Here is a 23,283-nt window from a genome sequence, read left to right as displayed (position 1 = left end):
GAAGGCGGGGTGTCGGCTACGGCGACGACGAATGGACTGGGATGAACGGAGTTGCCATCGTGCTCTGCAGACGGTTGGGCGGCCGTCCGAGTTGGTCTGGTCAGATTATCCTGAGGTCCCTCTTTTGACCGACCCCCGTTTGGGGTGCAAAAGGGGGGCACTTGTGCCTTTGTCCCCCGCATAACCGGCCTCTCACCCGCACAGACCACCCGATGACAACGCTTACCCACCCGGCGGGTGCCGTGTCGATGACGCCATAGCTGCCAGGGGTTTCTCAGGCGCGCGACGCCGTCAGGCCACCTGCTCCAGCCACGAGCGCAGGAACTCGGCCCCCGCCTCGTCGTGGATGGCCCCGCTGGCGCTCACCCGGATCGGATACCCCTTCTCGGGCACCCCGTCGGACGGCCGCACGTCGACGTGCTCGACCTCGTAGCCTTCGGCGTCCAGCCAGTCGGCCATGGCGTAGTCGCTCCGCGAGTCGCCGACCGTGCGCCACGAGAGGGGCAGAGCGCCGTCGAGGGCGAGCAGCTCGAGAGCCCGCTTCGCACCCAGGTCTTTGCCGAGGACGACCGACTCGATGTCGGTCGAGATGATGGTCGGGTCGATGCGCCACTGCACAGCGCCGTCGGCGTCGGGGCGCTCGTCGTCCACCCGCCGCACGCCGAAGCCGCGCCGCTGGAGCGAGGCCATGGCCAGGTCGTCGAAGACGGGCTGGATCGCCAGGTAGGCCTCGGTATCGATCGACGTGAGCTGCTCGACCGACACCATCGCGCGCTTGGTGTGGTCGAAGAAGACGCTGTCGGCGAAGCGCGCCTGCACGAGCTCATCCATCTCGGCGGCGAAGTCGATCGGCATCGCGAGGGACTCGTCGACGTGGATCTCGCTCGTGCCGGCAGGGCCGTACTGCGGGCCGATCGAGAACCAGACGGCGCCCTTCTCGCAGATGCCGTGCACGCGGCTGTCAGCGCGGAGCCCCGCGGCGAGCAGCGGCCTCACGACCTCCTCGCGGATGAACGCGTCGGATCGGCCGGTGTTGAAGACGAGCGGGACGCCCGCGTGCGCGAGGGCGACGAGGTCGCGGGTGATCTCGGGCAGGTTGATGCTGCGGGTGATCGGGCTGGCGATGGGGCCGTCCACGTCGAGGAGGAGGCCGAGGGCGGGAGGCGTCGAGGTCACGCCTCAATCCTCCCAGCAGGCTCAGGCGTCGGCGAACACCTCGGCCGGGGGCGCCACCGTCTGCGAGAAGATGAGCTCCTGGAAGGCGACCTCCTCGGCCTGCTTCTTCGCCTTGCGGAGCCGGAGGTCGCGGAGTCGACCAGGCTCGCGGGTCGGGGCATCGCCGGCGAACACCGGCACGAGCTCGTCGACGCGACGGGCGACGCGCGATCCGAGCTCGGCGAAGAAGTCGTCACGGTGCTGCATCTGCGCGAAGCGCCGCTCGTCGGCGGCCCTCCACAGGTCCTGTGCCAGTTCTCCGTACGCGTTCACGTCAGCTCCCGCCCCCACCCTTGGTCCGTGGGTTCCACTCCACAGCACGGACGCCTGCAGTGCATCCACCCCGAGACTGATCCTCAGCCCTTGGAATCAGGACGCAGGTGCCATTGCGGTCACTATGAGTGCCACCACAGCGGGCACGAACTGGATGAGCGCCGGCCGGAAGTAGGCACGACCCGTGGTGGAGAGCACGATGCCGGCGACGGCCATGCAGGCCGTGCCGAAGATCACCAGCGTCTTGCCCGCGACGAACGCGCCGTCGGCGCCTCCCAGCAGGACGATGCCGACGATGACGCCGATGGCGAGGGCGAGGTTGTAGAACCCCTGGTTGTACGCCATCGGCCGGATGGTGTCGGCCTCCGCCTGCGTGGCGATGCCGAACCGGCCGAACACGGTGGGCCGCCTCCAGAGCACGCTCTCGAGCACGAAGAACACGATGTGGAGGAGGGCGGCGAGCCCCGCGACCACCAGTGCGGCGATGAGCATGCGCGGACCCCTGTCAGTGCGACGACGGGCCGGTTGCGCCCTGCTCTCAGCATGGTCCAGCGACGGACCGGAACCGCGGAGGCGAAGGCGTGTCGCGCCGCCCGCGGCTCTGGTCGCGGACTCAGGCCGCGCGGCCGCCAGCGCCATGCGAGTGCTCGACCACTGCGCGGGCCGCGAGGCGGAGCACGACGTGCACGTCGAGGTCTCGCTGCTCGGCGAGCGCGCTGCTGATGCCTGCGGTGATGGCCGCGCTGGCCGACCCGATCATCTCGACGACTTCGGCCTGGCGGTCGGTGAGGGGCACGTCGGAGAGGCCGTCGACGAGCTCGACGAGTCCGTGGTCGCTGGCGCGCATGGCGTCTTCCCCGCCGTCGACGGAGGCCGTTGCCACCGCGACGAGGGCGAGCGCCAGAGACGCCGCCTCGCTTTCGGTCAACCCGTCCATGGCCTGCACGGTACGCCGCCGCGACCCGGGTTGCGGAGGCAACGCCCAGGGCGCGGTGCGAGAGAGCGGACTAGTTGATCGACCCCATCACGCCCGAGATGATCCCTACGAACGCGGTGATGCCGAGGACGAGTCCGATCACGGCGATCGCGATGGACACCCAGAGGGGCAGGAGACCACGACCCGACCGGCGGTGCACGACGACGCTGCGGCCGATGATGTAGACGAGCGGCGTGATCAGAGCGAAGAACGCGAAGGCCCAGTGGAAGGGGCGCACGACCCCGGCGGCCTTGAGCGCCTTCCAGTCGAAGTAGGCGAGGACGATGGTGGCCGCCGCGATCAGGATGCCCACCACGTTGCCGACGATCTCGAGCGGTGTGGTTGGCGTCGTGGGCACGGTCGACCCCGTCGGATCGGTCTGCGCCGACTTGATGACGTCTTCGACGACCCCTTGGAGGCTGGCGATCGAGGCCAGGCTGAAGATCAGCGAGATGATCGGCAGGAGCACGATCAGCCAGATGAAGATGTTCGTGACCTTGGCACCCTCGGGCGCCTTCGGGATCGGCTGGCCGTAGCCGTACTGCTGGCCGCCGTAGCCGCCGTAGGGCTGCTGCTGAGCGCCGTAGGGCTGCGTCCCGACCGGCTGCTGCTGGCCGTAGCCCTGCTGCGTGCCGTAAGGCGACTGCTGGCCGTGCGGCTGCTGCTGCCCGTAGCCGCTCTGCTGCCCGTAGCCGGTCTGCTGCTGGCCGTAGCCGGTCTGCTGGCCGTAGCCGCTCTGCTGGCGGTACGGCTGGGCCGGCTGCTGCTGCTCGGGCCGGGCCGAGCCCGGCGTCTGGTAGCCCGGGATCCGCTCGCCGTACGCGGGCTTGTCGTCATCGCGCTTGCCGAGGTCGAGCGCGGGTGCGGCCGCCTCGGGCTCGACGGCCGACGAGGGCGCAGGAACTCCCACGGCCGCCGCCGGGGCCGCCGGAGCGGGGGCGGCGGGCGCCGCATCGTGCTGGTGCAGCGGAGCCTGCGGCTCCGGTGCGCGCACGTGCTCCGTCCAGGCTCGGCCGTCCCACCAGCGGTAGCCGGGGTCTCCGGACGGGTTGGGGTACCAGCCGGGCTGCGGCGATGCGCCGGTCGAGTCGCTCACGGAGTTCCATTCGTTCTAGACGCCGGGCGCAGTTCCTGCGCCCGCGGACGTTCTCGGGTTCGTGCAGGCCCAGCCTAGGTCCGGCTTCCTTGCAGAGACCAGGGAACGTCGCGAGATGGCCCTTGACGTCATCCACCCCGCCCCGGGGCGACCGAGAGGGCCATCTCACGCGGAGAGCCTCACTCGGCGAAGGTCTGCCGCCCCACCACGCCGAGCAGGTCGAGCTTCGCCGCCGACTCGCTGCCGGGCTCGGCCGTGAACACGAGCAGGCGCTGAGACGCGTCGCTGACGGTGAGGATCTCGCACCGCACCTCGATGACGCCGAGCTCTGCGTGCCGGATCCGCTTCTCGTTGCTGACCCGCGAGGCGACCTCGTGCCTCTTCCAGAGCTCGACGAACTCGGCGCTGCCGGCCAGGAGGCTGGCGAGGATCGGCGCGACCCGGGGATCGTTCGCGCCGTAGCGGCCGACGGCGGCCCGGAGCTCGGCGACCTGGAAGCGCGACTGGAAGGCGTGGTCCTGCTCCGGGTAGACGTCGCGCCCGTCGGGCCGCGTGAACCAGCGGTGCACGAGGCTGCGGTCGAGTCCGTTGAACCGTTCGTCGTCTCCCATGAGCGCGACGGCGAGGGGGTTCTGCACGAGCGTGCGCCCGAGGTCGTCGACGACCTGCGCCGGGGTGTCGTGCAGGCGGTCGAGGATCCGCAGGATCGTCGCGTTCACGTGGTCGCCCGACCCGAGCCGCTGCGGCGGGTTGTGGCCGGCGAGGCGGAAGAGGTGGTCTCGCTCGTCGAGCGTCAGGCGCAGGGCCCGCGTGATGGCGCCGAGCATCTGCTCGGACGGCTGCGTGGCGCGCTGCTGCTCGAGACGGCCGACGTAGTCGACGCTCATGCCGGCGAGCAGGGCGACCTCCTCGCGGCGCAGGCCCGGGGTGCGACGGCGGCTGCCGGCGGCGAGTCCGACGTCGGCCGGGGTCAGCGCCTCGCGGCGGCGCCGCAGGAAGTCGGCGAGCTGGGCGCGGTCCATGTCCATGCGTCCATCCTCCGCCCGGCGCCGCCGGCGAGCCAGGGACCGCCGCTCCCCGCCCGCCCCGCCCAGCATTTTCGAGGAGATTCGTGGCGACAGTCGCGGCTGTCCGGCAGGGGCGGTCATCGACGCGCGAGTGCCGCCGTCCGGATCTGAGGATCAATCAGTCCCGTGCCGTTCCAGCGCTGCCGCAGGTAGCGGCCCGGCCCCTTGGCGACCGACACCAGCTCGGTCCAGCCGACCTTCGACACGGCCTTGGCCCAGTCGGTGCCGCCCTCGGCCGGAGCCGCGGTGACGCCGAGGCGCGCGGCGTCGTCCGAGACCGGCTCGCCGCTCTCGAGGGTTCCGCCGCCCTTGGCCGCGAGACGGCGCAGGGCCGACGGGGCGCGACGGACGGCGACCTTCATCATGGTCGGGTCGAGCGCGACCTTGGTCAGCCAGGCGCCGAGCCCGGTGCCGTAGCCCACCGCCTGAGACCGGAGCGCGCCGAGGTCGGCGCGGTGGCGGTGCCAGACGAGGGCCGAGGGCTCGACCACGAGCGCCGATCCTGCGAACAGGACGCGGGTGAAGATGTCGAGGTCCTCGCCGCCGCCGGTGCGGGTGCCGACTCCGAACGCGGTGTCGAAGCCGCCGAGCTCGATGGCGCGGGTGCGGCGCAGCGCGAAGTTGGCGCCGGTGCCGAACTCGCCGACCGAGAACGGGAACATGGGCAGGTCGGCCGGAGGCGCCGAGAGCCGGAACTCGCGAGGCACCAGGTTGCCCGACCAGCTCACGCGGTCGTCGAAGAAGCGCTGCACGGGGGTGCGCAGCTCGCCGCTCGGCACGAGGCCGGTGACGCAGTCGACGTCGGCGCCGCGGGCGAAGCCGGCGACGAGGGCGCGCAGCCAGTGGCTGTCGACCACGACGTCGTCGTCTGTGAAGGCGACGAACTCGCCTGTCGAGGCGATGAGACCGGTGTTGCGGGCTCGCGAGAGGCCGGCGACGGGCTCGCGGATGAGGCGGACGCGCGGGTCGGCGAACTCGGTCTCGACGAGCACGCGCGTGGCGTCGGTCGCCGGAGCGTTGTCGACCACGATGACGTCGAAGGCCGGGTAGTCGAGCGCCAGAACCGAGGTGAGCGCGCCGCGGAGCTGGTCGGCGCGGTCGCGCGTGGAGACGATGACCGTGACCGTCGGGAGGTGGATCGGATCGATCGAGCCCGCGACGGGGCCGAGCTTCGCGATCTTCGACACGAGGTCGTCGAACGAGACGCTTCCGCCGATCTGCGGGAGGTCGACCACGGGGAGCTCGACGAAGCCCAGCACGGCGCGTCCGCGGCGGATCAGGAGCCGCGCCCGCCTGTAGCCGGTGCTGTCGCCGAGCACGACAGTGTCGCCGTGCACGCCCTCGAGAGAGGCGACGTCGACTGCGCCGATCCAGATCGCCCCCGACCAGTCGGGGGCGATCGGGCTGTCCATCGGGCGCTCCAAGCGCAGCGCGATCATCGTGCGACGACCGCGTGCCGCCGGATCTGCTTCGAGAGGGAGGGGGAGTCCGCTGCCGTGGCACCCGAGACCACGCCGACGGCGTAGCCGGCGATCGTCGCCGAGACGGTCAGCGCGATGGCCGCGGCGCGCCGGATGCCCCCGTCGCGGAACTCGCCGAGCTCTCGGAAGAACGCCTTGGGCAGCACGCGCGTCAGGTACGCCGACTCGCTCGAGAGGGAATCGGTCCGTCCGAGCGACCGGCTGAGCACGGCCTTCGAGACTCCCTCGTAGAACGAGCGGCGACGCAGATAGCGCCAGGTGCCCCGGTCGGCCGACACGCGGTGGTGCACGAGCGACATGGGTTCGTAGACGACCCGGGCAGCAGGATCCGCCTGGCGGATCCTGATGCACAGCTCGGTCTCCTCGCCGCCGAGCGGGACGTTGCCGACCCGGCCGACGGCCGACGAGAAGCCGCCGGCGGTGAGGATCGCCGCACGGCGGAACGCCATGGAGCAGCCGATCACGTTGCGGACGTCGGCCGTCTCGGTGGGGAGGCCGGTGTAGCTGCAGCCGACGATCCAGAGAAGCTCGTCCGGGTAGAGCCTCGGACCGCGCTCGTCGGGCCACACGGGCTGCGCGTGGCCGCCGACGCCGACGACGTGAACGTCGTCGAAGGCGTCCATCAGCCAGGTGAGCCAGTCGGCGTCGGCGATGGCATCGTCGTCGAGGAACGCGACGACCTCGCCGGTCGCGGCACGGACGCCGGTGTTGCGAGCGCCCGAGAGACCCCGGGCCTCGGTGTTCTCGAGGACGGTCAGGGTCGGCCAGCGGTCCTGCGCCATGCGGAGCAGCTCGGGCTCGTGGTCGATGACGACGACGACCTCGGTCGTGCCGCTCTGCAGGCGGGCCGACTCGACGGAGTCCTGGAGATCGTGCCAGCGGCGCTGAGTGTAGGCGCAGACGACGACGGTGACGGTGAGGGGGGCGCTCACGCGAGTTCGCGGTCGGACTGGATGCGGATCGGAGCGGTGACGGCGCCGATGAGCTCGCGCTCGGGGGCGGAGGCCGACGCGGTCGCGGCGGCGTAGGCGGAGTTGTCGCGGCGCTTCTCGTCGAAGATGGTCTTGAGCACGCGGATGCCGTCGCTGATGGCGTTGAGGTTCGACTCGCCGTGGATGCGGTTCTTCTCGAACGAGGGCACCTCGACGACGCGGAGCTCCGCCTGGGCGAAGCGGCAGGTCAGGATGGTCTCGATCTCGAAGCCGTCGCCCCACAGCATGCCGCCGCCCACGGGCGCCGGCAGCGACGAGTCGAGCAGGTCGATCGCGGGGAGCACGTCGCGCCAGAACGCGTTGTAGCCGTAGCAGAGGTCGGAGTACTTGGTTCCGAGCAGGATGTTGCAGATCAGGTTGAGGCCGAGGTTTCCGCCGGAGCGGAAGAGCGTCAGGTCTTCCGAGCCGCCGCCCCTGCGGAAGCGCGAGCCCTTGGCGACGTCGGCGCCCCTGACCAGGGTCTCGACGAACGCGGGGATCTCGGCCGGGTCGGCGGAGCCGTCGGCGTCGAACATGACGATGATGTCGCCGGTGGCCGCCTCGAAGCCGCAGGCCAGGGCGTTGCCCTTGCCCGTGCGGGTCTGCTGGACGATCTTGATGCCGGGCAGCACGCGCCGGGCCGCCTCCACGGTGCCGTCGACCGAGTTGCCGTCGACCAGGATGACCTCGTGCACGTCGGGGAGCTGGGGGAGGATGACCTCGAGGTTCTTCGCCTCGTTGCGAGTCGGAACGATGATCGAGATGGTCGGGTTTGCGGGGCGCAGGGGCGTGCGGACGATCATGGGGAACTGCCATTCGGGTAGGCGGATCAGGGGGGTGACTCATCCGCCGGTGAGGAGTCTGGGTGATTCGACCGGCAGATGTCGGGGCGGCCTTTCGGGTCGACCGCCCCTGTGACGGGCGAAGCCTTTCGGGAGGCTCCGTTCGTCTTCGGGTGTTGCCAAACTAGCCTCGTCCGGATCGAAGCGAGAACCCCCGCGTACGGGGGGTCCTTCACAGGGTTCTCGCCATCTGCGGGCCGTTTCGGTCCCCCGTTTGTCACCCGGTTCGTGGGCAACAGGGAGGACACCGGTGGTCCCCATGGAGGACACAGCTGTACCCCGGGCACATCTCGGCCGCCCGTGGTGCCGAACGCGGTTTTCCGGCACACTCGACGAGCGAGGAGATCACCGTGCCCCGCCCGCCCTCATCATCGAAATCAGGATCAATGCCGACCGCCGACTCGAGCCACCCGCCCGTCTGCCTGTGCGGGCACGTCGGAGAAGCCCACGAGCACTATCGGCGAGGCTCCGACTGCAGCCTGTGCGACTGCAAGCGCTACCGGCCGGCGCGGTAGGCGCGGTCTCCCGCAGTGCGGACACGGTCCCCCGTCGTGTCCTCCTTTCTGCCGACTGAAACGCGCTGTGTACCCCTGGCCCTGTGGATAGCCGAAGCGCAGGAACTGCGGGCGGCGTCCGTCGATCCACGGCGTCTGACCCCGAATCGGGGGCGGCCGCCCCGAGTTCCTGCGCCCCCTCTCGCCCCCCTCGGTCACCCGAACTGGGGGTAGTGGCAGGCGGCTCAGAGGCTCTGGACGCTCTGGGGGCGGCTCGCGAGGTAGTGCCAGTACCCTCGTCGCATGAACCATCGCTCGCGTTCCAGGGTCGTGCTCGCCGGGGTGGCGGCAGTGGCCCTGCTCCTGACGGCGGGCTGCTCGAGCAGCTCGGCCGACTCGCACGCCGCCAGCATCCCGGCCGGCCTGGCCGTCGAGGGCTACGGCACGGCGAGCGCGGCGACGTTGAAGGCGCTCGCGCGCGACACGGCCGCGATCGACACCGTGGGCATCTCGGGCGTCAGCCTCACCGCGGAGGGGGGCGGGGTCGCCGCGTCGTCCGAGGAGGCGCTGGCGATCCTGAAGAAGGCGCACGCCGACGGCAAGAAGGCCGAGCTGCTGATGAACAACATCGACCAGGCCAAGGGCGACTTCAGCGCCGAGATCGCGACGAAGATGCTGTCGAGCGAGGCGAACCGCGAGTTCGTCATCTCGGGCCTCGCAGGCGAGGTCGAGCACGGCGGCTACGACGGCGTCCAGCTCGACCTCGAGTACCTGTCGGCGGCGAACTCGGACGACCTGGTGTCGTTCGTGTCCGAGCTGCGCGCCGCCCTGCCGGCGAAGGCGACCATCTCGATGGCGCTCATGGCGTCCACGTCGCCGGACGCCTATGCAGCGGCGGGTTACGACCTGCCGTCGCTCACGGCCGACGTCGACCGCTTCGTGCTGTTGGCCTACGACGAGCACGGCTCGGGTTTCAGCGAGGCCGGCCCCGTCGGCGGGCTCCCCTGGATGAAGGAGGCGGTCGCCGCGCTCACGAGCCTGGTGCCGGCGAAGAAGGTCGACCTCGGCGTCGCCGGCTGCGGCTACACCTGGAAGACGAGCGGATCGGGCGGAGTCGTCACGCCGGCGCAGGCGCGATCAAAGGCCGGCACCCGCGCCAGCTGGGTGGCGGCGCAGGGCGAGTGGACCGCCAAGCTCGCCGACGGGACCGTGCTGTGGTGGTCGGACGGACGGTCGCTCACGACACGGGCCAACTACGCGAAGTCGATCGGCCTGCACGGGGTCGCCCTCTGGCAGATCTCGACCGGCGACCGGATCACGCGGGCCTCCTGACGCCGTCTCGAAACCCGTTTGGCGCGTCGCACCAATTCGACGTACGCTCTCCTCCTATCGAACATACGTTCGATTTTCTCGACGAGAGGAGCAGGGTGGACGTCATGACGCGGGTCGACGAACCGGTGACGGTGTGGGTCTCTGACACCGGCCTTCCCGAGCGGATCGTGTGGCGAGCGCGCCGATTCCGCGTGAGCGACACCCCCACTCGGCTGGCCCCGACGCAGCCCGGCTGGCACGGCGAGGCCGGCTGGCAGAACGAGGCCGCATTCGACCCCGCGATCACGCACCCGCCCGAGCCCCGCGAGTCGTGGCGATTCCAGGCCACGGCCGAGACCGGCGAGAGCCTCGTGTTCGACGTGGCCCTGGATCGCTATGCCGCGCGCTGGCGCCTGCTCCGCACCTACCTCTGAACCGCATTTCAGCGTCCGGTTCCGGCCGCCTCGGCTGGCCGGCGGCGACCTCGGGCGGAGAGTCAGCGGGGCGAGCGGGCGGCGGCCAAGCGCTGGATCAGCGACTGCCGGACGGTGGGCCACTCGCCGTCGATGATCGAGAAGACGACCGTGTCGCGGATCGTGCCGTCGGGCCAGACCTTGTGGTTGCGGAGGACGCCGTCCTGCTTGGCGCCGAGGCGGGCGACCGCGGCCCGCGACTGCTGGTTGTGCCAGTGCACCCGAAATTCAACGGCGATGCAGCCGAGCGATTCGAACGCGTGCCGCAGCAGCAGCAGCTTCGCCTCCGTGTTGATCCCGGTGCGCTGGAACTCGCGCCCGATCCAGGTGGAGCCGATCTCGAGGCGGCGATTGGCCGGCTCGAGGTTCAGCACCGTCGTGATGCCGACAGCATGGCCGGTGCGGTTGTCGACGATCGCCCACGGCACCGACTGTCCGGCGGCGTGGAGGGCCAGCCGAGCGTCGATGTCGTCTGCCATGGTCTCGGGAGCGGCGATGTGCGTGGCGTACCAGGTCGTCCAGAGCTCGCCCGCGGCCACCGCTTCGGCCAGATCCGCGGCGTGCTCCGGCGACAGCGGCGCGAGGGTGACCAGGTCGCCGGTCAGAGTGGGGCGGGCCGTGAAGTCCATGCGACGACCCTAGAGGACGACGCGACGACCCGCAGAGGGGAGAGAGCGAGTCCGCCGCCGCGAGCCAGGCCTGCACCGACTTCGCAGCCGGTGCAGCCTGATCCCCACGGTATCGACCTCGCGAGCCGACACCAGCCGGCCCCTCCGTGCCGATTCAACGATCAAACCATACCGTCTGGTACTTTTCCAGACCGCCGAATGGAGGACACCCGTTCGGGGGGCTCGCCTGATGGGCTCGGGGTCAGATGGGGTCAGGACCGGATGAGTGCGGGCAGCGCTGCGCACTCCTCGAGGCAGTCCGGCGACGAGATGCCCGGTAGCAGGAGCTCCCACATCTCGCGCACGCGGTCGAACAGGTCGACTCGCCCGTTCAGCGAGTTCGAGACGAGCTGCACGCCGGTGAAGGCGCCGACGACGAAGCGCGCCAGCTTGAGGGCGTCGAGGTCGGCCCTCAGCTCGCCGTCGTCGATCGCGCGCTGGAAGAGGTGGACGTAGAGGTCGGTCCAGGTCGCGTACGGCGCCTGGATCTCGAGCTGCGCCACGAGCTCCTCGGTCGTGAGCTTGACCCCGGCCGCGACGACCACATCGCTCACGATCTGCTGCACCAGGTTGCGGTTGAGGCGGATGAGCGTCTCTACGGGCGGAGCTCCTGCGTCGAGGATCTCCCTGGCGCTCTCTGTCGTCATCCGGAGCTCTTCGGCGATGACGGCGTTGGCCAGGTCGCGCTTCGACGCGAAGTGGAAGTACAGGGCCCCCTTCGTCACGCCGGCCTCGACCGCGACGACATCGAGAGTCGTGCGGGCGTACCCGCGCTCGGCGAAGATCGTCGCCGCGGCCAGGACGATGGCCGCTTGCGTGGCCTGGGCGCGCTCCTGGCGAGGCTTCTCGAGGGGCGGCGGCGACGTGAGGAGCTCGCGCTCGGCCGGCGTCTCTGGAGAGGGGGTGGAGTCTTTCGGCACGGTGATCGCCGTCGTCTTTCTCTTGCAGCAGCCCCCGCCCGCAGGCTTGGCTGCGCGCTTTTCATGTTAACCGCGGACGAACCTGTACGCCGCCGTTTCTGCCTGGTCGAGTGTCCTAACGGGCGCAAACGGATGTCCGTGCTGAATGCAAGACCGTGGAGCCTTCGGATAGGGCAGTGTCGAGCCATGAAGATCGTCGTGGCTCCGGACTCGTTCAAGGGCAGCGCGACGGCGCGAGAGGTCGCCGAGGCGATCGCACGCGGCTGGCGGAGCCGCCGCGATGACGAGCTCGTGCTGCTCCCGCTCGCGGACGGCGGCGAGGGAACGCTCGCCGCATTTGAGTCATCCGTCGCCGGGAGCATCCGGCACCGAGTGACCGTGACCGGTCCCGACGGAGCCCCCGTCGACGCATCGTGGCTGATGCTCCCCGACGGGACGGCCGTCGTCGAGCTGGCGACGACGAGCGGCATCACCCTGCTCAGCGAGGGCGGCCTCCTCCCCCTCGACGCCACGGGACGCGGCTTCGGCGAGGCCATCGCCGACGCGCTGGCCGCCGGCGCGAGCCGCCTCCTGCTCGCCGTGGGCTCCAGCTGCTCGACCGACGGCGGTGCCGGAGCCCTGCAGGCGCTCGGCGCCCGGCTCGACGACGCCCACGGGAACCCGATCCGACCGGGCGCGCGAGGGCTCGCCGACCTCGCGTCCGTCGATCTGACCGCGATGCTGGCGGTGCCGACGCGGGGTGCGATCGTGGTGTCGGACGTCGCGAACCCGCTGCTCGGGCCGGACGGCGCTGCAGCGGTGTTCGGACCGCAGAAGGGAGCGACGGGCGACGACGTCGAGGCGATGGACGCGGGGCTCGCCCACTACGCGGGGCTGCTCCCGGCGTCAGCGGAGGCGGCCGGTGCGGGCGCGGCGGGCGGCACGTCGTTCGGCCTGCTCGCGTGGGGGGCGACGCTCGAGCCGGGCGCGGGCGTCGTGGCCGACGCCGTCGGCCTCGAGGCCGCCCTCGACGACGCCGACCTGATCATCACGGGCGAGGGCAGGTACGACGCCCAGTCGGCACAGGGAAAGCTGCCCTCGCACGTGGCCGGGCTCGCGCACGCGCGAGGGGTGCCCGTAGCCCTGGTCGCCGGATCGATCGACGCGCGGACGGACGAGTTCGTCGCCGCGGTGGCCCTCGCCGAGCTCGAGGGATCCGTCGAAGCCGCGATCGCGCACGGCGAGGCCGCGCTCGAGCGCGCGGGCGCAGCCCTGGCGGCGGGGTTCGACGGGGCCGCCTGACCTTCCTGCGCCCTATCGCACTACGCGCGCGACGACTCCAGCACGGGGTAGTCGGTGTAGCCCTCGGCGCCCGCGCCGTAGAACGTCGCGGGGTTGGGCTCGTTGACCTCGGCTTCGGACTCCCAGCGCTCGACGAGGTCGGGGTTGGCGATCGCGAGCCGGCCGATCGCGACCGCGTCGGCGTGCGTCGCCTCGACGAGGTGGATCGCCTCGTCGCGCGTCGTGATCTCGGAGAAGCCGGAGTTCACGATGTACGCACCGCCGAAGCGCTCGTGCAGGTCGCGGACGAGCTCGCTGTCGAGGTCGGCGCGCAGGATCGACACGTAGGCGAGGCCGAGCGGCTCGAGGGCGTCCATGAGGACGCCGTAGGTGGCGTGCACGTCGGCCTCGTCGACCTCCGCGATGCCCTGGATGTTGTGCGCCGGCGAGATGCGGATGCCGGTGCGGCCCGCGCCGATCGCCTCGCGGATCGCCTTCGTCACCTCGATGACGAACCGGGCGCGGTTCTCGGGGCTGCCGCCGTACTGGTCGTCGCGCGCGTTCGACACCGGCGACAGGAACTCGTGCAGCAGGTAGCCGTTGGCCGAGTGCACCTCGACGCCGTCGAAGCCGGCGCGGATGGCGTTGCGGGCGGCCAGCACGAGCTGGTCGCGGACCTCCGACAGCTCGTCGGTCGAGAGCGCGTGCGGAACCGGGAACGCCTTCTTGCCGACGGGCGTGTGCGCCTCGCCGTCGATGGCGACGGCGCTCGGGCCGACGATGCGGTCCGTGCCGGTGATCTCGGTGTGCGAGACACGACCGCCGTGCATCAGCTGGAGCACGATCTGCCCGCCCCGCGCGTGGACGGCGGCGGTGACGAGCTGCCAGGCCTCGACCTGCTCGTCGGTCTCGATGCCGGGCTGGCCCGGGTAGGCCTTGCCCTCCTGCACGGGCCAGACGCCCTCGCTCACGATGAGGCCGAAGCCGGCGCGCTGCGCGTAGTACTCGACGACCAGGGGGCCGGGAACGCCGCTCTCGCTGGAGCGGAGACGCGTGAGCGGAGCCATGACGACGCGGTTTGCGAGCTGAAGATCGCCGAAGGCGGCGGGCGTGAACAAGTCCATTCCGCCGAGTTTAGGCGAGGCTCCTGACACCTGTCGTCCGCGTGCTCGTACTCTGGCGACGTGCAGCCCACCAGTACCGCGCAGTTCGACGCCTTCGAGCGCGGCGGCGCCCCTGAGCTGGAGGCCGTCCGCGACGACGTCTGGGCCCTCGGCCAGCCGATGCCCGGCGAGCGCCTCCCCGCCTCCCTCCTCTACATCGTCCGCGATGCGCAGCGCGGACTCCACGTGATCGACCCGGGTACCGGCACCGACGACAACTGGGTCCGCTTCGTCGACGCGCTGACGCGGATCGGAGCCGTTCCCGCCGACGTGGCCACGGTGACCGCGACGCACCTGCACGCCGACCACCTCGGCATGGCCGAGCGCCTCCGAGCCGAGACGGGAGCGGCGGTGCAGCTGCACGGGGCTGAGGCGGCCGCGGCGCGCAGGCTCGCCGACGGGAGGCCGACCCCGGCGGACGCGCGGTCGCGGGCCGCGGGGTGGGGCGTGCCGGAGGCGCGAGTTCCTGCGCTCGAAGCGGTCGCCGAAGCCGCGCCCGCAGTCGTCGCTCCGGAGGTCGACCGGCTGCTCGCCGACGGGGACCGCCTCGAGATCGCCGGGTTCGACCTGCGCGTGGTCCACACGCCGGGGCACACTCCCGGACACGTCTGCCTCTACGAGCCCGACCGCCGCCTCGTGCTCACCGGCGACCACGTGCTGCCGATCACCGTCTCGGGCCTGGGGCTCGGCGGGCCCTCGAGCACGAACCCGCTCGCCGACTTCCTCGCGAGCATCGACCGCGTGGAGTCGCTCGACGAGCAGGCGGCGCAGGAACTCCAGGCCCTCCCCGGCCACGGCTACCGCTTCACGGGCCTGGGCCCGCGTGCCCGGGCCTGCGCCGAGCACCACCTCCGCCGCACGCGCGAGGTCGCCGGGCTCGAGGCCGCGTCGCCGAGCCTCAGCATCTGGGAGCTCGCATCGCGTCTCACCTGGACCGGCGGCTTCGCGAGCCTCGACGGGTTCACGCTGTGGTCGGCGCTGCAGCAGGCCGAGATGCATCGCGACTACGTCGCGGCCGGGCTCGATGCGTCTGGCGAGGCGAGCGGCTAGGCGTGGAGGGGGACCATGCTCTGCGCCAGCTCCCGCTGCACGGCCAGGGCCAGCTCGCGGAGGAGCACCAGGTCGACGCTGTCGGCGAGGCGAGGCTGGGGATCGGTGACGCAGAGCGCGCCGATACGGAGCCCGCCGGGGCCCTCGATCGGGTAGCCGGCGTAGAAGCGCACGGACGGGTGCGTGACGAAGCGGTCGTCCGACCAGACGTCGGGCACGATGAACGGGCCGGTCCCTCGGATGGTCTCGGCGCACATGGCACCGCGGAGCGGGAACTCGACGACGCCGTCGCCCGAGATCGACTTGTTCCACACCCGGTCGTCGTCGACCACCGAGAACGCGGCGCCCGAGGCGGCCAGGAGGATGCGGGCGCGCTCGACGATGTCGTCGAAGCGCTTCTCGGCCGGCGAGTCGAGGATACCGAGGCGGTGGATGGCGCGCAGGCGGTCCTCGTCGCTTTGCGGCGACGTGCGAAGGGGACAGGCCTCGCGACCCGTCTGGAACTGCGCGTCGAGCGGCTCGACGAGGTGGGCCGCGAGGGTCGAGGCCATGCCGCGGAAGAGGTCGGTGGCGCTCGTGCTGCGAAGGGCGTCTCCGGTCGCGTCGCCGGCGTGATCGGACATCGTGACGAAGCGGACGCCGGGGAGGCTCTCGCAGACGGACGCGCCGATCGCGTTGAGACGATCGGCGTGGCGGTCGAGAGCGCTGCCCTTCTTGAGCGAGAAGAGGCCGAGCGACGAGGGGCGGTGGATCGCGACCAGGGCGATCTCGGCTCCCTCGTGACGGTGCGCGATCAGGAGGGAGAGGAGTCCACGGATATCCCTCTCGTACCGGGCCGGCGAGGTCATGCGGAGCGCATCGCTCAGGCCGAGGGCGACGACCATCGCGTCGTACGACACGAGGCGCGCCACGGGCACCGCACGGGTGGCGGTCGCCGTGATCATCGTCGGATCGGCGACGAGGTCGACGTCGCTGCCGCGGCCGGTGAGGTTCGAGACCTGGCGCGCGAGCTGACCCGGAAGAGCGAGGTCGTGGCTGCGGACTCCCCAGCCGACGGCTGCACCGTTGCCGAAGATCAAAATGCGGTCGGGGTCGACGCCGGGCGCGTGCGCCCACGGGGGGTCGTCCGGGCGCGGCAGCGTGAGCCGGCCCCCCACACCCGCGAAACGCCCCCGGAAGAAGGGGAGAGCGAGAGAGTGGAGCAGAGACAGCACGACGGGGTCCGATCTGAGTGGAATACGACTCATCGACTATCACCCGCGGGCGAGGCGAGCACAACACCCCCGTGCCGGGGGTGAAAGAGTCGTTTCACCCGTGGGTGAGCGGACCCGGCCCGGGCACCAGCCCCGAAGTGGTGTCGAACTGCAGGCGGGCGAGCGCGCGGAGCTCATCGAGGGTGCCCGCGAAGAGGTCCTCGTCCGAGGCGGGGGTGTCGTCCTTCTTGCCGGTCGTGATCCCGGCGTACCGGCTGCCGGTGCTGGTGTACTGCCAGATGGTCCACGACGGCCAGCTCGCGGGCAGGTCGCCGGCGCCGCCCGCGACGTCGGAGACGTACCGGGCGAGGAAGAGCTGTGTGCCGTCGAAGACCGCGCTGTCGGCCGTGCATCGCTTCCACCAGTCGGTCGTCGTGTAGAGGAGCGGCACACGGCCCGTCAGCCCCGTCACCGTGTCGGTGAACTGCCGCACCCACAGCACCATCTGCTTCGGACTCAGCCCCCAGCAGGAGTCCGTGCCGTCGGCCGCCGCGTACGGGTTGTACTCGAGGTCGAGCAGCGGCGGAAGGGTGGTGTCGCCGTCGACGCGACCGCCGCCGAGGCCGTCGAGCGCGGCGACGAAGTACTCCGCCTGCGCGACGGCGGTCGACACGTTCGGCTTCGCGAAGTGGAACGCCCCGCGGATCACGCCCGCCTTCTTCGCCTTCGTGTACTGCGTCGCGAACCGGGCGCTGGTGTAGTGCACGCCCTCGGTGGCCTTGATGTAGGCGAAGCGGGCCCCCTTGGCGTAGGCCTCCTCGAAGTCGACGCCGTGCTGGTAGGCGCTGACGTCGAGGCCCGGGACGGTGGGGCCGGCGGCGGAGGGGTCAGTTCCTGCGCCCGCGGCTCTCGAGGGCGGCGCGGAGGGAGAAGGGGGCAGGAACTGGGTGGACCCGGTCGCGCCCAGAACGATCGCCACGCTCAGCGCGACGGCGACACGACCTCGCACCGATCACTTGGCCTTCGGGATCAAGATCCACAGCACGATGTAGAGCAGGAACTGCGGCCCTGGCAGGATGATCGAGACGACGAAGAGAAGCCGGACCAGGAAGCGACTCCACCGGAACCGGTCGGCGATGGCGGCGCACACACCGGCGATGACGGTGCCGCGCTTCGGTCGGACGAGGGTCGCGCTCATGCATCGAGTCTGCACGCATCGGCTGACCGTCGCCCGGAACGGCTCGCCTGCCGGTCTGTGCATCGGCTCCGAACCCCCTGCATGTCCACATCCGCCACCGCGAGCGCACATGCCACGGCCGCCGCGCCCCTCGAGCACACCTGGGGAGTCGCGACGCCGCTGACCCCCGTCGGCTTCTACCCGAAGTCGGGGCCGCTGCCCGCGGTGGTCGAGGTCCGCGATCAGACCGGGCCGTGGGACGGCGTCGGGCAGAGGCGGCAGCTGATGCTGTCGGACGGCGGCAGCGTCGTCGAGACGACCGTGCGCGTCGACCGCCCGAGTGCGTTCGTGTACGAGCTGAGCGAGTTCCAGAAGCTGTTCGGACACCTCGTGTCGGGCGCTCGGGCCGAGTGGTTCTACACGCCCGACGGCGGCGGCACGCGCATCGACTGGACGTACACGTTCTTCGCGGAGCCCGGCGCGGGCCTCGTGCTGCGCGGCATCGTGCGGTTCTTCTGGGCGCCGTACATGCGGACCGTGCTGCGCGGGATCGTGGCGGAGGTCGAGCGGCGCCGCACGGACGGGTCGTAGACCCCGGTAGCGGCAGCCGCGCAGTGCCGCGGCCCAGGTCGGGTGCCGGAACACGGGGCCGATCGCGGACGCACCATTTCGCCGACGGTGTCGATCTGCGACCATGTCGTTCGACGCCTTGGTGAGACGGTTCGGTGCGAGCACCGCCGCTCGACGACGGGAGGCCGACATGGGCGACGACGCGAGGGCAGTGGTGGTCGACGTGCGGCGCGCCGAGTCGGCCCGGGTGGTCGGTGCGCTGGTGCGGTTCACGCGCGAGCCGGAGGTCCACGGCCTGGTCGCTCTGATGGCGTTCCAGACGTCGCGGTTCGCGGCCCGAGTGTCGGCGGGAGGCGACGCGGAACGACCGCGAGCGCGAGACGCTCCGCCACCTCGCCGACGAGTTGTCCACAGGCCCTTCCACAGGCGCTGCTGCGAGTTCCACACATTCCCCCACAGGGTTATCCACAGGTTGGAAACCCGTGGATCCCGCACAGATTCAGGAGTCCCAATGAAGTTCCTCCTCCTCATCCACAACGATCACGCCGAACTCGTGGCCGGTCTCCCGCCCGAGCGCGAGGCGGCATACACAGCCGCCCACGGCGCGCTGATCGGCGACCTGATGGCGTCGGGCGAGTTCATCGACACGAACGAGCTCGACGTCGCCGACACGGACCGTGCGACGGCCATCGCCGCCCGCCTGGCCGAGGCCCGCTAAGGCCCGGTCGAGGTGCGGCAGCTCCTGCACTGACTCCCCAGCCATCCCCAACGAAAGGACTCCCCATGCAGTACCTCCTCCTGATCTGCGACGACCCCGAGGCCGAGCCCTACGACCCGGCCCGGGACACCATCGGCGACTGGGTCGCCGACAACGACGCCCAGGGCCGCACCATCACCGGCAACCGGCTCCGCCCGCCGGCTGACGCGAAGACCGTCCGGGTCCGCGGCGACGAGACTCTCATCACCGACGGACCCTTCGCCGAGACCCGCGAGACCATCGCCGGCTTCGACCTGCTCGAGTGCGGCTCGCTGGCAGAGGCCCTCGACGTGGCGGCCCGGCACCCGATGGCGCGGTTCGGGCGGGTCGAGGTGCGCGCGGTGTGGCCGTTCGAGGGGTGAGGGCCGGGGCCTGAGGGCGCAGGAACTCGCGGCCCGTCGGCGGGCCGCCCGTTCCTGCGCCCGCTGCCCCTAGGGTGCCGCCGGCGAGCAGCGCACGACCCGCACGCCCCCGTCGATCGTCGTGGCCCCGGCGGAGTGCGGCACGAGCAGCACGTCGCCGCGGGTCAGCGGCATCGTGTCGCCGTCGCCGTCGCCGTCGCCGAAGTCGAGCCGGCCGTCTCCGTCGAGCACGACCAGCACCGCGAAGCCCGGATCGACCGCGACGGGCTCCGTCGGCGCGATGATCTCGGCACGGAAGTAGGCGTCGGCCGCCGGCGGGAAGAGGCGCGACCGTGCGCCGTCGTCGGGCCGGCCGTGCACGTCGCCGAGCCGGTCGGCCGGCAGCGGCTCGAGGTCGACGGCCTGCAGCGCCGTGTCGACGTCGAGGCCGAGGAAGGCGTCCGCCGGATCGAGCAGCGGGTACGGGGCGTACTCGAGGATGATCGAGAGGTCGCTCGCCTCTTGGAGCTCGACGAGGGTGACCCCGGGGCCGATCGAGTGCGGCATCCCGGCGGGCACGTAGAGCCAATCGCCGGGCCGGACGGTGATCTCGTGCAGCTGGCTCAGGAGGGCTGCACCGTCTTGTGCGTCGACCCACCGCCGCACCTGGGCGGGGTCGACGCGATTCCTGAACCCGAGCCACACGGTCGCCTCGCCGGTCGGGCCCGCGTCGACGATGAACCAGGCCTCCGTCTTTCCCCGCGGCGAGCCGAGGTGCTCCGCCGCGAAAGCGCCTCCGGGGTGGACGTGGTTGAAGAGCCGCTCGCCCGTGCTCAGCAGCTTGACCAGCAGGCCGGTGTCGGTGCCGTGCGCGTCGACGTGCTCCTGGCCGAGGTAGGCCACCGGATCGGCGGCGATCGCGTCGCGCAGGGTGCGGCCGTCGTCGAGCACGGTCAGGCCCACCGTGTCGCTGCCGTGCGTCGTCGTGACCGACGCGACGAAGTCCTCCGGGGCGTGGTCGTCGGTCGAGCCCGTTCCGCGGAGGGCGAGGATCCCGGCGCCGCCCTTGTACGGCCGGGCGGCCGGCTGGTTCGGGGCGAGGCGGATGGGACCGATCACGGGTGCTGCCTCCTGGAACGTCGTCGTCAGCGCCACCCTAGCGCGGGGCCCCGCACCTTCAGCCTGCGCCCCAGCCTGCGGTGACAGACTCGAGGCCGAACACCGAACAGAGAGTCGAGATCACCATGCGCGCAGTCGTGCACACCCGTTTCGGAGAGCCGTCCGAAGTCCTCACCGTCGACGATGTCGAGACGCCGACCCCCGGCCCGGGCGAGGTGCTCGTGCGCACGGTCCTGTCGCCGATCCACAACCACGACCTCTGGACCATCCGGGGCACCTACGGCTTCAAGCCCGACCTGCCCGCCCGCGCTGGTACCGAGGCCGTCGGCACCATCGAAGCGCTCGGCGACGGCGTCACCGGCGTCGAGGTCGGCCAGCGCGTCGCGACGGGCGGGACGTTCAGCGTCTGGGCCGAGTTCTTCGTGGCCAAGGCAGCAGCGCTCATCCCGGTGCCCGACGGCATCGCCGACGAGGTCGCATCGCAGCTCGTCTCGATGCCCTTCAGTGCGATCACCCTGCTCGACTCGCTCGATCTCGCCGAGGGCGACTGGCTCGTGCAGAACGCCGCCAACGGCGCCGTCGGGCGCATGGTCGCCCAGCTGGCGGTGGCGCGCGGCATCAACGTCGTGGGTCTCGTCCGCCGAGCAGCGGGCGTCGACGAGCTCGAGGCGCAGGGCATCGGCAACGTCGTCGCCACCGACTCGGACGGCTGGCGCGACCGGGTGGCGGCCATCGTCGGCGGCGCTCCCGTGCTCGCCGGAGTCGACTCCGTCGGCGGCCCGGCCAGCGGCGAGGTGCTCTCGCTCCTCAGCGTGAACGGCACCCTCGTCGTCTTCGGCGCGATGCAGTCGCCCGTCATGGAGATCTCGTCGGGCGACGTCATCTTCAAGCAGGCCACCGTCAAGGGCTTCTGGGGCAGCACCGTCAGCTCGAGCATGGCCCCCGCCAAGCGCGGCGAGCTCCTCGGCGAACTGGTGCGCAGGATCCAGGACTCCACCATCACCCTGCCCGTCGAGGCCACCTACTCGTTCGACGAGGCCCGCGCCGCCAGCGCGGCCAACTTCGAGCCGGGGCGCGCGGGCAAGATCCTGCTGCGCCCCTGACCCCGGCGGCTACCGCTTCGTGGTCCGCCGGACGCGGCGGACCACGAGCGTCACGGCGATCGCCAGGACGGCGGCGATCCCGAGCCCTGAGAGCAACCAGAAGCTGACGACGATGTCGCGCTTGGCGCCCGGCCAGTCGGGTACGACCCTCGATGGGTCGCGGGTGTCGTAGACGACGTCGAGGCGTTGGCCGACGAAGAACTCCGACGAGTTGCTGACGTTGTACGCCTTCGTCCTCGTCGTCGCGTCGACGCCTCGGATCGTCGTCGCGATGACCGGGTAGTAGTGCTCGTGGGTGCCGTGCCGCGAGTGCGTCGTGTAGTGCACGACCTCCGTGACGACACCCGTGGCGCCGGCCCCCTCGGAGCGCACGTCGCGATCGTGGAAGTAGGCCGGACCCTGCGACGCGACGCCGATCAGGCTCACGAAGAGCATCACCGCCGACAAGAAGATGATGCTCGCCGACGGGCTGCTGCCGGCGACCTTGCCGCGTCGCTTCTTCGTGCTGTTGTTCCCCACGGGATCAGTCTGCCGGACGCATCGGTCGGGGTCCGCCATTGCGCCGCGTGGATACTGCGCGAGACAGGGGCGAGGGCTGGTGAGTCCCTCGCCCCTCTTCCCGGATCCCTGATTCGAAGAGCCGGGGGACTCTCATCATGGCGATCGGCGACGCCTCCTCGCGCCCGCACGCCCCCCTTAGTCGGCAAGGGCGACGAAGATGTGCGTCTGGTGTCCAGCGGCATCGTCTCGCGTCCACTCCCTGTGCGGGCGCGAGTCTCGACCGACGGGCTCAGCGAGTCAGAGCTTCGCGGGGAGACTCGTCGTACGTTCGCGTGTGAAGGCTGCTGAACCGGCTGATGTTCGTGAAGCCCCAGCGCTGCGCGATCTGCGTGACCGTCGCGTCGCGCGGGTCCGAGGCGAGAAGCTCCCGGTGCGCCTCGGCGAGTCGCACGCCTCGCAGGTACTCCAGCGGCGTGATGCCCGCTGTGCGCCGGAACGCGGCCTGAAGGCCCCGAACGCTCATGCGGGCGTGCTCGGCGATCTCCTGCACCCCGATGGCGGCGGCCGCGTTGTCGTCCATGTAGCGCATCGCACGGTCGACGGCGCTCGGTCGAGTCGAGTGCTCCCGCGATCCCGGTGCCGCATCAGCGACGGTGATGCCGAAGGTGGTGATGGCCGATGCGAAGAGCAGATCGACGGAGGCACGGCGGACGAGGTCGCTGCCGAGGAGCTCCGGACTCGCGAACACGTCGAGAGTGTGCGCCACCAGGCGCTTCCAATGAAGGCCGCTGTCTGCAGTCAAGGGCCTCGGAGATCCGACCCGGAGAGCCGCCCCGGCCTCTCCCCCGGCGTAGGCCGCCAGAGCCGCGGCATCGAGATTCACCATGGCCAGTCGGTGGTACTCCGACGACGACCGCGCGACACCCGGCTCCAGGACGAACGGCCGCGCGACATCGACAGGCCTGCCGTTCGTCGTCGCCCGGTAGTCGCCCCCGGCGCACATGCCCACGGCGAGGACGCCTTCGATGTCGACAGTGAAATCGGAGGGCGCGTTCACGACGAACTTCGCGATCGTGGCCCGCTCGTCTCCGACCACCCGCTGGCGAAACAGGAACGGCGCCTGAGGCGACCGCAGCTGGGCCTTCCGGTACACGCGATTGACCGCGTCCTCCGCCTCCGAGATGTCGTCGGTCTGATGTCCGGCATCGATGAGCACGGCGACCTCCGATCTCCCGACTCAGCGCCAGAATAGCCCTTCGGCT

Annotated in this window: 26 protein-coding genes and 1 pseudogene; 9 read left to right on the top strand and 18 right to left on the bottom strand. The window is 71.2% G+C overall.

The genetic code is table 11. From position 1 onward, the window contains the following. Positions 1–291: 291 nt before the first annotated feature. The 9 genes from EDF46_RS13510 to EDF46_RS13465 form a co-directional block, all read right to left on the bottom strand. Positions 292–1,176 carry a hypothetical protein gene (locus tag EDF46_RS13510; RefSeq protein WP_123506823.1) on the bottom strand — a complete coding sequence of 295 codons (885 nt, stop codon included), beginning with the start codon at positions 1,174–1,176 and terminating at the stop codon, positions 292–294. Positions 1,177–1,197: 21 nt separating this feature from the next. Continuing rightward, positions 1,198–1,488, bottom strand: a complete 291-nt coding sequence (locus tag EDF46_RS13505; protein WP_123506822.1) for a TnpV protein — start codon at positions 1,486–1,488, stop codon at positions 1,198–1,200. 96 nt (positions 1,489–1,584) lie between these two features. After that, the gene (locus tag EDF46_RS13500) at positions 1,585–1,980 is read right to left on the bottom strand and encodes a DUF1304 domain-containing protein (protein WP_123506821.1); all 396 of its coding nucleotides are present in this window, start codon (positions 1,978–1,980) and stop codon (positions 1,585–1,587) included. Between the two features lie 121 nt (positions 1,981–2,101). After that, positions 2,102–2,425 carry a hypothetical protein gene (locus tag EDF46_RS13495; RefSeq protein WP_123506820.1) on the bottom strand — a complete coding sequence of 108 codons (324 nt, stop codon included), beginning with the start codon at positions 2,423–2,425 and terminating at the stop codon, positions 2,102–2,104. Positions 2,426–2,495: 70 nt separating this feature from the next. Then, positions 2,496–3,560, bottom strand: coding sequence for a DUF2510 domain-containing protein (locus EDF46_RS18740; RefSeq protein ID WP_233580038.1), 1,065 nt, complete (start codon positions 3,558–3,560; stop codon positions 2,496–2,498). A 179-nt stretch (positions 3,561–3,739) separates the two neighbouring features. Further along, positions 3,740–4,582: a helix-turn-helix transcriptional regulator gene (locus EDF46_RS13480; protein WP_123507112.1), complete on the bottom strand. Its 843-nt coding sequence runs from the start codon at positions 4,580–4,582 to the stop codon at positions 3,740–3,742. Between the two features lie 122 nt (positions 4,583–4,704). After that, a complete protein-coding gene (locus EDF46_RS13475; protein WP_158614255.1) occupies positions 4,705–6,039 on the bottom strand; it encodes a glycosyltransferase family 2 protein in 1,335 nt (444 codons plus the stop codon). A gap of 23 nt (positions 6,040–6,062) precedes the next feature. Beyond that, complete coding sequence (locus tag EDF46_RS13470) at positions 6,063–7,040, bottom strand: glycosyltransferase family 2 protein (RefSeq protein WP_123506818.1); 978 nt, start codon at positions 7,038–7,040, stop codon at positions 6,063–6,065. Next, positions 7,037–7,882, bottom strand: coding sequence for a glycosyltransferase family 2 protein (locus EDF46_RS13465; protein WP_123506817.1), 846 nt, complete (start codon positions 7,880–7,882; stop codon positions 7,037–7,039). Before EDF46_RS13465 ends, EDF46_RS13470 begins: the two co-directional genes overlap by 4 nt. Positions 7,883–8,718: 836 nt before the next feature. On the opposite strand from EDF46_RS13465, the gene EDF46_RS13460 reads away from it, so the two are divergent. After that, complete coding sequence (locus EDF46_RS13460) at positions 8,719–9,747, top strand: glycosyl hydrolase family 18 protein (RefSeq protein ID WP_123506816.1); 1,029 nt, start codon at positions 8,719–8,721, stop codon at positions 9,745–9,747. 95 nt (positions 9,748–9,842) lie between these two features. Next, positions 9,843–10,160: a DUF6504 family protein gene (locus tag EDF46_RS13455; protein ID WP_370454108.1), complete on the top strand. Its 318-nt coding sequence runs from the start codon at positions 9,843–9,845 to the stop codon at positions 10,158–10,160. A 62-nt stretch (positions 10,161–10,222) separates the two neighbouring features. Here EDF46_RS13455 and EDF46_RS13450 read toward each other — a convergent pair whose 3' ends face one another. Together EDF46_RS13450 and EDF46_RS13445 are read right to left on the bottom strand one after the other, a co-directional pair. Further along, positions 10,223–10,828, bottom strand: a complete 606-nt coding sequence (locus EDF46_RS13450) for a GNAT family N-acetyltransferase (protein ID WP_123506815.1) — start codon at positions 10,826–10,828, stop codon at positions 10,223–10,225. Between the two features lie 251 nt (positions 10,829–11,079). Next, a complete protein-coding gene (locus tag EDF46_RS13445; RefSeq protein WP_158614254.1) occupies positions 11,080–11,787 on the bottom strand; it encodes a ScbR family autoregulator-binding transcription factor in 708 nt (235 codons plus the stop codon). Between the two features lie 186 nt (positions 11,788–11,973). Here EDF46_RS13445 and EDF46_RS13440 point away from each other — a divergent pair, with 186 nt between their 5' ends. Then, the gene (locus EDF46_RS13440) at positions 11,974–13,068 is read left to right on the top strand and encodes a glycerate kinase (RefSeq protein ID WP_123506813.1); all 1,095 of its coding nucleotides are present in this window, start codon (positions 11,974–11,976) and stop codon (positions 13,066–13,068) included. Between the two features lie 20 nt (positions 13,069–13,088). Here EDF46_RS13440 and EDF46_RS13435 read toward each other — a convergent pair whose 3' ends face one another. Continuing rightward, entirely contained in the window at positions 13,089–14,171 is a 1,083-nt protein-coding gene (locus EDF46_RS13435; RefSeq protein WP_123506812.1) for an alkene reductase, read from the bottom strand. A 60-nt stretch (positions 14,172–14,231) separates the two neighbouring features. On the opposite strand from EDF46_RS13435, the gene EDF46_RS13430 reads away from it, so the two are divergent. Continuing rightward, positions 14,232–15,260, top strand: coding sequence for an MBL fold metallo-hydrolase (locus EDF46_RS13430; RefSeq protein WP_233580037.1), 1,029 nt, complete (start codon positions 14,232–14,234; stop codon positions 15,258–15,260). Here the strand turns inward: EDF46_RS13430 and EDF46_RS13425 are convergent. From EDF46_RS13425 to EDF46_RS13415, 3 genes are all read right to left on the bottom strand, one after another. Next, positions 15,257–16,474: a GAF domain-containing protein gene (locus EDF46_RS13425; protein WP_158614253.1), complete on the bottom strand. Its 1,218-nt coding sequence runs from the start codon at positions 16,472–16,474 to the stop codon at positions 15,257–15,259. The genes EDF46_RS13430 and EDF46_RS13425 overlap by 4 nt on opposite strands. 94 nt (positions 16,475–16,568) lie before the next feature. Beyond that, on the bottom strand, positions 16,569–17,432 hold the full coding sequence (locus EDF46_RS13420; protein ID WP_199738281.1) for a GH25 family lysozyme: 864 nt from the start codon (positions 17,430–17,432) through the stop codon (positions 16,569–16,571). 33 nt (positions 17,433–17,465) lie between these two features. Beyond that, the gene (locus EDF46_RS13415; protein WP_123506810.1) at positions 17,466–17,651 is read right to left on the bottom strand and encodes a PspC domain-containing protein; all 186 of its coding nucleotides are present in this window, start codon (positions 17,649–17,651) and stop codon (positions 17,466–17,468) included. An 81-nt stretch (positions 17,652–17,732) separates the two neighbouring features. Between EDF46_RS13415 and EDF46_RS13410 the strand changes: the two genes are divergently transcribed. The 4 genes and pseudogenes from EDF46_RS13410 (at position 17,733) to EDF46_RS13400 (ending at position 19,319) form a co-directional block, all read left to right on the top strand. Further along, positions 17,733–18,221, top strand: a complete 489-nt coding sequence (locus EDF46_RS13410) for an SRPBCC family protein (protein ID WP_123506809.1) — start codon at positions 17,733–17,735, stop codon at positions 18,219–18,221. 103 nt (positions 18,222–18,324) lie between these two features. Further along, a pseudogene (locus EDF46_RS18950) lies at positions 18,325–18,546 on the top strand (DUF6596 domain-containing protein); the annotation flags it as partial. A 165-nt stretch (positions 18,547–18,711) separates the two neighbouring features. Next, positions 18,712–18,918 carry a hypothetical protein gene (locus tag EDF46_RS18375; RefSeq protein WP_158614252.1) on the top strand — a complete coding sequence of 69 codons (207 nt, stop codon included), beginning with the start codon at positions 18,712–18,714 and terminating at the stop codon, positions 18,916–18,918. Positions 18,919–18,983: 65 nt separating this feature from the next. Next, positions 18,984–19,319, top strand: coding sequence for a YciI family protein (locus tag EDF46_RS13400; RefSeq protein ID WP_123506807.1), 336 nt, complete (start codon positions 18,984–18,986; stop codon positions 19,317–19,319). Positions 19,320–19,388: 69 nt separating this feature from the next. Here EDF46_RS13400 and EDF46_RS13395 read toward each other — a convergent pair whose 3' ends face one another. Further along, complete coding sequence (locus EDF46_RS13395; protein ID WP_199738280.1) at positions 19,389–20,417, bottom strand: class I mannose-6-phosphate isomerase; 1,029 nt, start codon at positions 20,415–20,417, stop codon at positions 19,389–19,391. A 125-nt stretch (positions 20,418–20,542) separates the two neighbouring features. On the opposite strand from EDF46_RS13395, the gene EDF46_RS13390 reads away from it, so the two are divergent. Further along, the gene (locus tag EDF46_RS13390; protein WP_123506806.1) at positions 20,543–21,520 is read left to right on the top strand and encodes a zinc-binding dehydrogenase; all 978 of its coding nucleotides are present in this window, start codon (positions 20,543–20,545) and stop codon (positions 21,518–21,520) included. Between the two features lie 9 nt (positions 21,521–21,529). On the opposite strand, the gene EDF46_RS13385 is transcribed toward EDF46_RS13390, so the two are convergent. Continuing rightward, complete coding sequence (locus EDF46_RS13385) at positions 21,530–22,039, bottom strand: DUF3592 domain-containing protein (RefSeq protein ID WP_123506805.1); 510 nt, start codon at positions 22,037–22,039, stop codon at positions 21,530–21,532. Positions 22,040–22,310: 271 nt separating this feature from the next. Then, a complete protein-coding gene (locus EDF46_RS13380) occupies positions 22,311–23,237 on the bottom strand; it encodes a helix-turn-helix transcriptional regulator (protein ID WP_123506804.1) in 927 nt (308 codons plus the stop codon). Positions 23,238–23,283 lie beyond the last annotated feature (46 nt).

Origin of the sequence: Frondihabitans sp. PhB188, assembly GCF_003752365.1 — a bacterium.
In the GTDB taxonomy this organism is placed as follows: Bacteria; Actinomycetota; Actinomycetes; order Actinomycetales; family Microbacteriaceae; genus Frondihabitans.
This window is presented reverse-complemented; position numbering and strand designations above follow the sequence as displayed.

What these genes read in the sequence shown, in the direction of transcription:
- EDF46_RS13495 (WP_123506820.1), bottom strand. Translation starts at nt 2,425, where the DNA reads ATGGACGGGTTGACCGAAAGCGAGGCGGCGTCTCTGGCGCTCGCCCTC.
- EDF46_RS13435 (WP_123506812.1), bottom strand. Translation starts at nt 14,171, where the DNA reads ATGGACTTGTTCACGCCCGCCGCCTTCGGCGATCTTCAGCTCGCAAAC.
- EDF46_RS13390 (WP_123506806.1), top strand. Translation starts at nt 20,543, where the DNA reads ATGCGCGCAGTCGTGCACACCCGTTTCGGAGAGCCGTCCGAAGTCCTC.
- EDF46_RS13475 (WP_158614255.1), bottom strand. Translation starts at nt 6,039, where the DNA reads ATGGACAGCCCGATCGCCCCCGACTGGTCGGGGGCGATCTGGATCGGC.
- EDF46_RS13400 (WP_123506807.1), top strand. Translation starts at nt 18,984, where the DNA reads ATGCAGTACCTCCTCCTGATCTGCGACGACCCCGAGGCCGAGCCCTAC.
- EDF46_RS13440 (WP_123506813.1), top strand. Translation starts at nt 11,974, where the DNA reads ATGAAGATCGTCGTGGCTCCGGACTCGTTCAAGGGCAGCGCGACGGCG.
- EDF46_RS13410 (WP_123506809.1), top strand. Translation starts at nt 17,733, where the DNA reads ATGTCCACATCCGCCACCGCGAGCGCACATGCCACGGCCGCCGCGCCC.
- EDF46_RS13450 (WP_123506815.1), bottom strand. Translation starts at nt 10,828, where the DNA reads ATGGACTTCACGGCCCGCCCCACTCTGACCGGCGACCTGGTCACCCTC.
- EDF46_RS13465 (WP_123506817.1), bottom strand. Translation starts at nt 7,882, where the DNA reads ATGATCGTCCGCACGCCCCTGCGCCCCGCAAACCCGACCATCTCGATC.
- EDF46_RS13415 (WP_123506810.1), bottom strand. Translation starts at nt 17,651, where the DNA reads ATGAGCGCGACCCTCGTCCGACCGAAGCGCGGCACCGTCATCGCCGGT.
- EDF46_RS13480 (WP_123507112.1), bottom strand. Translation starts at nt 4,582, where the DNA reads ATGGACCGCGCCCAGCTCGCCGACTTCCTGCGGCGCCGCCGCGAGGCG.
- EDF46_RS13460 (WP_123506816.1), top strand. Translation starts at nt 8,719, where the DNA reads ATGAACCATCGCTCGCGTTCCAGGGTCGTGCTCGCCGGGGTGGCGGCA.
- EDF46_RS13500 (WP_123506821.1), bottom strand. Translation starts at nt 1,980, where the DNA reads ATGCTCATCGCCGCACTGGTGGTCGCGGGGCTCGCCGCCCTCCTCCAC.
- EDF46_RS18375 (WP_158614252.1), top strand. Translation starts at nt 18,712, where the DNA reads ATGAAGTTCCTCCTCCTCATCCACAACGATCACGCCGAACTCGTGGCC.